The following is a 9,559-nucleotide window of genomic DNA, read 5'->3' on the forward strand; positions in this document are numbered from 1 at the left end:
CCAGTTCAGGCCGTCAAAATTCGTGCCTGCTCTATGCGGCGAAACAATGTCGTCCGCCAGCCGCCCCGTTGCCGACCGCTGCCCGTTATTGAATGGTGTCGATGGAGCGTTGCGACGAGCCGAAATCGCCGAGCGTGCGGAACGACAGGTTGAAGCCGACGTTCTGCGATACTTCCTTGGTGTTCAGGTCACGTCTTTCCGAAAACGTCATCAAATAGGTAAAGCACGAATCACTATAGGCAAAGCCGACCCCGTCCTTGACCAGAACGCTCTGCTCCAGATCATATGTGCCGGTGCCAAAGACGCGCCAATTCTCGGCAAGATGTGTCGAGGCGCCGAGCGTAACCTCATGGCGATCGGTTGAGAAGCCATAGAGTGGCTGCGCCTGGATGAAGGCGTATTTGGCGCTCAGCGATACCGGCAGGCCTGAAAAGGCGGCCTTTACCTCAGCGCGGCGGATCTCGAAGCTTTGCTCGTCGAAACGGCCGCTGACCGAGCCGGAAAACCCGCTGGGGCTGTTGAAGCCGACAAGGCCGACATAGTCGGAGGTTGCAGTTTCAAGGCCTGAATAGGCGCCGACATTGACCAGGTCCGGCGTGCCGAACGAGTTCTGGCCGCCCAGCTGGTAGGATTGGCCGAACACCGCATTGGTGCCCCAGCCATTGTCATATGCGCCGGAATAGCGCAGCCCGACATTGGCGCGTGTGCCGCCTTCCATGCGGTCATAGCCCGAGAATTTGTCGCGCTCGAACAGCGTCGTGGCGTCGAAGACGAAGCTCTGGGCGTCCTCGTTGGGGACCGCCAGCCCGCCGACATATTGCTCGTTCGGACGCATGAATACCTGCGCCATCGGTTCGAAGACATGGCTGGAACTGGTCATCGAAAACAGCACCGGCCAGCGCATCTCAAGGCCGGCGGTCGCCATGTAGCGGGCAAGCGATGAACGCATATCGTCCTCGACGCCGAGATTGGTCGCCATCTGGTTGACGGCGTCGAGCGAGGCCGAGGAGGCGTTGACGTAGCCGGCGTCGCCGCGCAGCGCCAGGAGCGGTGTCAGCAGCAGCCCGCCATCGGTGGTGAAGGTGCGCTTCCATTCGGCTTCCGCGGTAAGGCGCCCGGATTGACCGTCGATGCCGCGGACGTTGTTGACGGACGAAGGGATGCCCGAATTTGCAAGAGCCGTATCGAGCCTGTCGCGGTCAATGACCCGCGCGTTGACGTCGAACGACAGCTGCCCGCCGGCCACCGGCATGTCGGGGATATAGGCGTAGTCGAGCGAGGGCAGCACCCAGGGCTGCTTGGCGGCGCGTGCAGTCGGATCGCTGGCGAGCGTGTCTTCCTGAACCTCGAAGTGCATGGCGCGCACGTCGAAGTAATTGCGATCGTTGAGCCCCGTCAGGTACACCTCGGAGCGGTGCACGCTATCGTTGAAGCCATCGATGTCGTAGGTGCGCGCGAAATTCTTGTCGCTCTGCAGCAGGATGTCCCAGCCGAAGTCCCAGCGCGGGTTGATGGCGAACTGGCCCTGGGTGCCCATCATGCCGCGGAACCTGTTCGGGTCGCCTTCGGTACCCGAATTCACGTTGTGGCCATTGTCGTCGATGAAGGCGTCGGGATTCTCCTGCCGGATGCCCGCAATCTTCAGGCTGTACTGACCGTTGTTGAAGCGCTGCCTCCACTCGGCCTCACCGAGGAAACCTTGCTTGGTATAGCCGCTGCCAGTGACAGTGAGATCGTAGGTCGGCGAGAGCGCGAAATAATAGGGGACTTTAACACCGACGCCGAGATCGCTCTTGTAGGCGACGCCGGGGATCAGGAAGCCGCTCTTGCGCTTGACCGTTGGGTCGGCGATCTCGAAAGCCGGCAGATAGGCCAGCGGAAAGCCGAAGAACTCGAAATTCGAGTTCTCGAAGCGAACCGTCTTCTTCTCGCCGTTCCAGATGATCTTCCTGGCCTTGATACGCCAGGTCGGCGCTTTGTCGGGCTTGTCCTCGCACGGCTCGCAGGCGGTGTAGACGCCATTGTGGAACGTCGTCAGCACGCCGCCCATGCGCTCCGCGCTTTCGGCGGCGAAATACGCCTTGTCTATGGTCTCGACCCGCAGCGCGTTGACGAAGCCGTCGGCGAAATCGTCAGTGATGTCGGCATGTTGCGAATAGATTTTGGTGCCGTCGCTATTGACGAGTTCGACATTGCCGCTGGCGACGAGGCGTTTGGTGTTGCGGTTGTATTCGACCCGCTGGGCGACGAGACGGTTGCCGCCGTAGTCGATCTGGACGCCACCGACGGCCGTCACTGTCTGCTTGTCGTTGTCGTAGACCAGCGTATCGGCTGCCAACAGCATCTGCGTGCCGCTCGGAACCTTCGTTGCCAGCTCACTGACGTCCTGGGCGAAAGCCGGAGCAACCGGGGCGGCGCTGGCAAGCAGGCATGCCAAGGCGCTCGCCGCAGAGAGGCGTGCCAAACCGGCGTGCCTATGGCTGCGCAAAACCGCCTCCCTCACTAGCCGTCTTCCTTGTATAGCAGGAATGTCACCCCGAAGAACATAGCCACGACAACCGGGACCCAAGCCGCTACGGCCGTGGGTACGAATCCCGCTACGCCGAATGCCTTGACCAGCACCGAAACGACATAAAGCAGAAACCCGGCCACGATGCCACCCAGAATCATCGTTGCCGACTGCCCCATCCTCGCAAATCGCATTGATACCGTTGCCGCAATCAGCGTCATCGCGACAAGCAGGAACGGCAGCGCAATCAGGGAATTGAACTGCATGGCGAAGGCATTTGCCTTGAGGCCGAAGGAGCGGGCCACTTCGATCTTGCCGGGCAGATCGTAGAAGGGAATGGTCTCAGGGCGCGCCAATCGCTCTTGCACGAATTCCGGCTTGAGATTGGTCGGCAGCCGATCGCTGGGTAACGACTGGATGGTACCGTCCCGGAACACCTTGACGTCCTGCAATTCCCAGTAGCCGTCCCGCAAAAAGGCGCGCGCCGCATCCTTGCGCTCGATGATGTCGCCTTGCGGGCTGAAGCTGAAGAAGACCGCGTCGGCCATCTCCAGGCCTTGATTAAGAATGGCGCGCGCGCCGATGATGGTATCGCCGGCGTTGGTTTTCTGCCTGATCCAGGGCGCAGCATCGGCCGAGACGCTGTTCGACTTGCCCGAACGGAGCTGGGTCTCGATCTCCTCGGACCAGGAATAGGCGTGCGCGGCTACCGGATTGATGACGCCGACCGACAAGGCTCCAAACAGCAGCGCCCCGATGCAGCACGGCAGCAGGAATTGCCATGCGGAAACCCCGGCGGAACGGGCAATGACCAATTCGTATTTGCGGTTGAGCGACACCAACGTCGCCATCGCCGAGAACAGGCCGACGAACGGCACCGTCTGCAGCATGATCATCGGCATCCTGAGCCCCGAAATGGCGAACGCAGTTGCGTAGGTGAAGCCCGGCACGCCAGTCGTGCGGCCGGAAAGCTCGGTGAAATCGATCAGGAACACCAGCGCCAAGAGGCCGATGAAGAACCAGATGGTGATCGTCACATAGCGAAAGAAGAAGTACCGACCCAGAGTCCAGCCCATCAGCCGGCTCCCTGTCCGGATGCGCCACGCCCGGCAAAACGGAGCTTGATGGCGCTCCAGCCGTCACTGAAGCGGCCGGCAAGATTGGTTATCCAATCGGCCCAGGCAACCGGCAGTTCCATGGTCCGGTTGGAAACAATGAACCAGATGGCGATCGCCGATGCCACGATCGGGACGCCGTAGACCATATAGGCATATTGCGGCACCTTGTCGGCCTTGCCGGCGGCAAAGAACCCGAGCCAGCGCACGAACAGCGCGATCGCGATTGCCGTGATCAGCGGGTGCACACGCGCCTCGCGATGCGAGCGCGCATCTCCGGCAACGGCGAGCGCGATCAGCGCGAAGACGAGCGAATAGGACCACTCGGAAAAACGCTGGTTGAGCTCGGCCAGGTACCTGTTCGGCTTTTGCTGGTACATCTTGTCGTTCGGACTGGGATTGAGCAGATACTGGGTCGTCCGGTCCTTCGGCAAAAGCAGGATGTCAGATGATGCCGACATGAAAGCGGACAAGTCGAAGGCGTAGGAGGTGAACCGGATCACCGAGAGGTCGCCGGTCATGGTTTTGCGATGGATGACGCCGTCATTCATCATCAGCACCTTCTCGTCGCCGCGTTCGATGATGCTGCCGGTCTTGGCGTAGTAGATGAGATTGACGCCTTCTTCGCGCGAATCGGCGACGAAGATGCCGCCGAGACGGTTGTCGGGAAGCCGTTCGCCAACCTGCAGGAACAGGCCGTCATCGATCTTGCGGAAGGTGCCTTCCTGGATGATCAACGACAACAGATCGGCACGCGACGACGCAATCAACTCGCGGTTCTTCTGGCGTGCGTAAGGGTCGACGCCATTGTCGACGGCGAAGGAAAAAACGCTGGCTGCAAGTGCCAGAAGCATGATCGGCCTGACGATGGTCCAGCGTGAAGCGCCGGCGGCATTGATGACGGCCAGCTCCGAATCAGAATTCATCACGCTGAGGATCTGGGCGACCGCGACCACCAGGGCGAACGGCACGACGATCGGAACGATCGTCGGGATGATCAGCGCTGCGACTTCGAAGAACGTGAGGGCCGACTGACCGCTATCGGTGACGAGGTCGATGCGGGCGAGCACCTGAGTCGTCCAGACGATCGCCAGCGTCCAGACGAGCGCCAGCGCGAATACCGCGAAAGCACGGCGCATGATGTAACGTTCAACGACCTTCATGAAGGCTTTTCTCGGCGATTTCGAACGGCATCATGCCTTGGAACAAGGTAGTCGTCCGGCGCCGGCTGCACAACTGGCTCAGTTTGGCGGTTCGATCTGGGTTCTGTCCCGGATCGCAAAATCCGCTGGGCCGGAGTGTCGGCGGCAATGGATAAGAAAGAGCGAACATTGTTGGTTAACAACAGGTTGCGGCGGGAAGCGGGGCCGTGCCGCGACGAATCGTGGATGGTTCGATATCGCATATGGGAGCGATTTCGGCCAAAGTCTTGTCAAATGCGGCAAAACGACCAAATGTCGCGCCGGTCGCGACCGCCGCGGCGTGATAAGACGGGTCAGGATCTGTTGAGTCCCAGCATGGAAGCGGAAAAATTGCGCGGTCAAACCGGTCGGGAAACCGTCTTTGACGGCGCGATCGTGGTCGGCGCCGGCGCGGCCGGCCTTGCCGCCGCCCACGCCTTGATGAAGGCCGGCGTACCGACGCTCGTCCTGGAAAAGGAGAGCCGGCTTGCTGAACCCTGGCATCGGCGGCACCAGCGGCTGCACCTCAATACGCATCGCGATCTCTCGACGCTGCCCGGCATCGGCTATCCCGCAGGCACCCCGGCTTTTCCGCATAAATCGGCCGTCATTCGCCATCTGAACGATTTCAGCCAGGCGCATGGTCTGCCGGTCGCATTCGGCGTTGCCGTTGAAGAGATCACGTTCGATGGCGATCACTGGACCGTGCGGACGAACGCCGGACGTCGTCTGGCGCGTCATGTCGTCGTCGCAACCGGGCGCGACCGGCAGCCGTTTGTTCCCGCGTGGAAAGGCATGAAGGATTTTGCAGGCCGGATTATCCATTCGGCCGATTTTGGCGAGGCGAAGGACTACGTCGGCAAAAAGGTGTTGGTCGTCGGAGCCGGCAATTCGGGGTTCGACGCACTCAACCATCTTGCGAATGCAGATGCCCAAAGCATCTGGCTGTCGGCCCGCAACGGCCCGTCGCTGCTGCCGAAACGCATCGGCAAGGTCGCCGTCCACAGGCTTTCACCGTTGATGGCGAGCTTGCCGGTGCGGCTGGCCGATGCGGTGATGGCGACAACCCAGCGCCTGGTTTTCGGCGACCTGACGAAATTTGGGCTTCCGCCGGCTCCCACAGGCGGTGCCAGCCGTCTGAGCGCCGACTACACCGCGATCGCAGCCGATGACGGCGCGGTTCGCGCCATAAAGGCAGGCACGATCGTGGTGGTGCCACCATTGCGGGAATTTACCCAAGACGGCATCGTATTGAATGACGGCAGGTTGATCACGCCCGATATCGTCATTGCGGCGACCGGCTATCGCACCGGTCTGGAGCAGATGTTCGGCAAGCTCGGCGTTCTCGACGGCAAGGGCGTTCCGCTTTTCAACGGCGGCGATGCCGATCCGAAATTGCCCGGTCTGTGGTTTACCGGCATGCGGCCGAGCATTCGCGGTTGTTTCGCTAACGCCCGCATTCAGGCCAGAGCGATAGCGGCGCGGATTGTCAAGCAGCGATGATGAGCCGGACTATGCCGACTGTTCCGCCCGCAATAGACACGCCTTGTTGAAAGGTGCTCGAACCGAAAGGTCAATGGTCATGACGCCAGTCAGCATTCGCTACATGGTCGATGATGTCGCCGCCTCGATCGACTTCTACTGTGGACATCTGGGCTTCGCTGTTGAACAGGACGCGCGACCGGCTTTTGCTTCCGTGACACGCGGCGCTTTACGGCTCCTTCTAAGCGGCCCCGGCAGTTCGGGTGCACGGGCGATGCCGGATGGCCGGCAGCCGGTGCCGGGAGGTTGGAATCGCATCCTGTTGGTGGTGCCGGACCTGAAAGAAGAGGTTGCGCGCCTCAAGAGTGCTGGACTTGTCTTTCGCAACGATATCATAACGGGCGTCGGCGGTTCCCAGACGCTGCTCGAAGATCCATCGGGCAATGTTATCGAGCTGTTTCAACCCGCCGCTCACTGACGAACGTTTCTCGCAATAATCCAACTCACTTCCCCGAAAGCAGGACATGATGAATTCGAGACCCTCGATCGCCTTTGCCAAATTCGCCGCGCCCAAAAAAGGCAGCGTTTTCGTTCTGGTGACCGACGAGGGCGGCCTCAGCGATGCCGCCAGGGCTTGCGATCCGGCAAAGACCCTCGAGCGGGCTTTTCCGGTCGCCGACTTCACCGGCAAATTCGCCAGCCTGGTCGAAGTGCTGGCACCGGAAGGGACATCGATCGAGCGGCTGGTGGCGGTCGGTGCCGGCAAGGGCTCCAATCTCGATGATTACGCCTGGCTGAAGCTCGGCGGCACGATTGCCGCATCCTTTCGCAAGGCAACCGAAGTGGCCGTCGTGCTCGATCTTCCCGGTGCGGTCGTCAGCGGCAGGCAAGCCGTTCAGCTTGCAGCGGGCATCCTGCTGCGCAGCTATTCCTTCGACAAATACAAGACCAAAAAGAACAATGGTGACGACAGGCGCGAGCCAAAAAAGCCGGTCAAGGTGACTATTCACACCGCCGATCCGGCAGCTGCAAAGAAGGCCTTCGCCGATGAAGCGGCGGTGATCGACGGCGTCTTGCTGGCGCGCGATTTGGTCAATGAACCGGCCAATGTTTTGGGACCGGTGGAATTCGCCGCCCGCATCGCCGAACTGGAGGCGCTCGGCGTCACGGTCGAGATCCTGGCCGAGAAGGAGATGAAGAAGCTCGGCATGGGTTCGCTGCTGGGCGTAGCGCAGGGTTCGCCGCGTGGCGCCCGCATCGCGGTCATGCGGTGGGACGGCGGCAAGGCCAAGGAAAGCCCGGTCGCCTTCGTCGGCAAGGGCGTCACCTTCGACACCGGCGGCAATTCGATCAAGCCGGCGTCGGGCATGGAGGACATGAAGGGCGACATGGGCGGCGCTGCTGCCGTCACCGGCCTGATGCACGCGCTGGCCGCGCGCAAGGCGAAGGTCAATGTCGTCGGCATTGTCGGGCTGGTTGAAAATGCCGTCGACGGCCACGCTCAGCGACCCGGCGACATTGTCACCTCGATGTCGGGTCAGACTATCGAAGTGCTCAATACCGACGCCGAGGGCCGCCTGGTACTGGCCGATGCGCTCTGGTACTGCAACGACCGCTTCCAGCCGAAATTCATGATCAATCTGGCGACGCTGACCGGCGCCATCATGGTCGCGCTCGGCCAGCATTATGCCGGCCTGTTCTCCAACAATGACGAGTTGGCGGACCGGCTGACGGCGGCCGGACAGGCGACGCAGGAGCGGGTGTGGCGCATGCCGCTCGGTGCCGAATACGACAAGCTGATCGATTCCAAGAATGCTGACATGAAGAACATCGGCGGCCGCCATGGCGGCGCCATTATCGCCGCGCAGTTCCTGCAGCGCTTCGTCAAGGACACGCCCTGGGCGCATCTCGACATCGCCGGCACGGCGATGGGCGCGCCTTCCAACGAGATCAACCAGTCATGGGCTTCCGGCTTCGGCGTCAGGCTGCTCGACCGGCTGGTGCGCGATCATTACGAGCAATGAGCGGCTGGGGCGGGACTCCGACAATGTAGACTGAACGCATGGCCGAGATTCTGTTTTATCACCTGACCGAATCGACGCTGGAGGATGCGTTGCCCGGCCTCCTGGAGCGCAGTATCGATCGCGGCTGGCGTGCCGTGGTGCAGACCGGCACCGAGGAACGGCGCGACGCGCTGGACCAGCATCTGTGGACTTTCCGGGACGATTCGTTCCTGGCCCACGCAACGGATCGCGAAGCCCATCCCGCCGAGCAGCCGGTGCTTCTGACCGTCGGCCCTGACAATCCGAACCAGGCGCAGATACGCTTCCTGGTCGATGGGGCGGTGCCGCCGGAGCTTGGCGGCTACCAGCGCGCCGTGTTCCTGTTCGACGGCCACGATGCAGCCCAGCTAGAGGCGGCACGCACGCACTGGAAGACAATGAAGGAGGCCGGCCACACCGTGACCTACTGGCAGCAAACGCCCGACCGGCGCTGGGAGCGCAAGGCTTAGAGAATTTGCAGCCAAGTGGAATCACCGGCGCCGCAAGAGTGCGACGACAAAAAGATGGACCGCCGGCTATTCAGAAGACCGGAGCAAGCCCGATGCCGCCCGATGAACGAACGCCAGGCATGCCGATAGATGCCGCACTTGTTCGCCGGCTGATTGCCGCGCAGTTCCCCAAATGGGCGGACCTGCCGGTAGAGACGGTCGAGCCTGGCGGCTGGGACAACCGCACGTTCCGGCTGGGCGACAGCATGTCGGTGCGGCTGCCGAGCGCTGCCGCCTATGTCGCCCAGGTCGAGAAGGAGCATCGCTGGCTGCCCCGCTTGGCGCCTCACCTGCCTCTGCCGATACCCGTGCCGCTGGCCAAAGGCGCGCCCGGGGAAGGCTATCCATGGCCTTGGTCCGTCTATCGCTGGCTTGGCGGCAGACCGGCGGCTGGTGGACTGATTGCCGATCTTACTGAGGTCGCCCGTTCGCTGGCCGGCTTTCTGGTTGCGCTCTACCGGATCGACGCTGCCGACGGGCCACCGCCAGGGCAGCATAATTTCCACCGCGGTGGCCGGCTTTCGGTCTACGACGCCGAGACCCGAGCCGCGCTCTCGGCGCTCGGCGGCCGCATCGACAAGGCCGCCGCCGAGGCCGTGTGGGCGACGGCGCGTGCCGCGCCCTGGGAAGGGCCCCCGGGGGGGGGGCCTGGGGCGCGCGGCACCGGGGAACACGTGCGGGCAAAGTGGCACCGGGGCGCGGTGCGGGAGTTAGGGAGTTT

At 62.2% G+C, this 9,559-nt stretch carries 8 protein-coding genes; 5 read left to right on the top strand and 3 right to left on the bottom strand.

Annotation, left to right across the window (positions count from 1 at the left end; translation table 11 throughout):
* Positions 1–85 precede the first annotated feature (85 nt).
* Genes NKH49_RS20125 through lptF form a run of 3 tightly spaced genes read right to left on the bottom strand, consistent with a single transcriptional unit; the run spans position 86 to position 4,787 of the window.
* A complete protein-coding gene (locus NKH49_RS20125) occupies positions 86–2,503 on the bottom strand; it encodes an LPS-assembly protein LptD (protein ID WP_352542725.1) in 2,418 nt (805 codons plus the stop codon).
* The gene (lptG, locus tag NKH49_RS20130) at positions 2,503–3,588 is read right to left on the bottom strand and encodes an LPS export ABC transporter permease LptG (protein WP_023677695.1); all 1,086 of its coding nucleotides are present in this window, start codon (positions 3,586–3,588) and stop codon (positions 2,503–2,505) included. The genes NKH49_RS20125 and lptG overlap by 1 nt, the downstream gene beginning before the upstream one ends.
* Complete coding sequence (gene lptF, locus NKH49_RS20135; protein ID WP_352471099.1) at positions 3,585–4,787, bottom strand: LPS export ABC transporter permease LptF; 1,203 nt, start codon at positions 4,785–4,787, stop codon at positions 3,585–3,587. The genes lptG and lptF overlap by 4 nt, the downstream gene beginning before the upstream one ends.
* A 354-nt stretch (positions 4,788–5,141) precedes the next feature.
* On the opposite strand from lptF, the gene NKH49_RS20140 reads away from it, so the two are divergent.
* The 5 genes from NKH49_RS20140 to NKH49_RS20160 all read left to right on the top strand — a co-directional run.
* On the top strand, positions 5,142–6,308 hold the full coding sequence (locus NKH49_RS20140) for a flavin-containing monooxygenase (protein WP_352615814.1): 1,167 nt from the start codon (positions 5,142–5,144) through the stop codon (positions 6,306–6,308).
* 73 nt (positions 6,309–6,381) lie between these two features.
* A complete protein-coding gene (locus tag NKH49_RS20145; RefSeq protein WP_352471101.1) occupies positions 6,382–6,765 on the top strand; it encodes a VOC family protein in 384 nt (127 codons plus the stop codon).
* Between the two features lie 49 nt (positions 6,766–6,814).
* On the top strand, positions 6,815–8,311 hold the full coding sequence (locus NKH49_RS20150; RefSeq protein WP_352501914.1) for a leucyl aminopeptidase: 1,497 nt from the start codon (positions 6,815–6,817) through the stop codon (positions 8,309–8,311).
* 38 nt (positions 8,312–8,349) lie between these two features.
* The gene (locus NKH49_RS20155) at positions 8,350–8,799 is read left to right on the top strand and encodes a DNA polymerase III subunit chi (protein ID WP_023719810.1); all 450 of its coding nucleotides are present in this window, start codon (positions 8,350–8,352) and stop codon (positions 8,797–8,799) included.
* Positions 8,800–8,891: 92 nt separating this feature from the next.
* Positions 8,892–9,559: phosphotransferase (locus NKH49_RS20160; protein ID WP_352927480.1), on the top strand; the 668-nt coding region annotated here is incomplete at its 3' end.

Origin of the sequence: Mesorhizobium sp. M1088 (genome assembly GCF_040318575.1) — a bacterium.
Lineage (GTDB): Bacteria > Pseudomonadota > Alphaproteobacteria > Rhizobiales > Rhizobiaceae > Mesorhizobium.

Excerpts from the sequence above, each read along its gene's own strand:
- lptF (WP_352471099.1), bottom strand. The coding sequence starts at position 4,787 with ATGAAGGTCGTTGAACGTTACATCATGCGCCGTGCTTTCGCGGTATTC.
- NKH49_RS20140 (WP_352615814.1), top strand. The coding sequence starts at position 5,142 with ATGGAAGCGGAAAAATTGCGCGGTCAAACCGGTCGGGAAACCGTCTTT.
- NKH49_RS20145 (WP_352471101.1), top strand. The coding sequence starts at position 6,382 with ATGGTCATGACGCCAGTCAGCATTCGCTACATGGTCGATGATGTCGCC.
- NKH49_RS20150 (WP_352501914.1), top strand. The coding sequence starts at position 6,815 with ATGAATTCGAGACCCTCGATCGCCTTTGCCAAATTCGCCGCGCCCAAA.
- NKH49_RS20155 (WP_023719810.1), top strand. The coding sequence starts at position 8,350 with ATGGCCGAGATTCTGTTTTATCACCTGACCGAATCGACGCTGGAGGAT.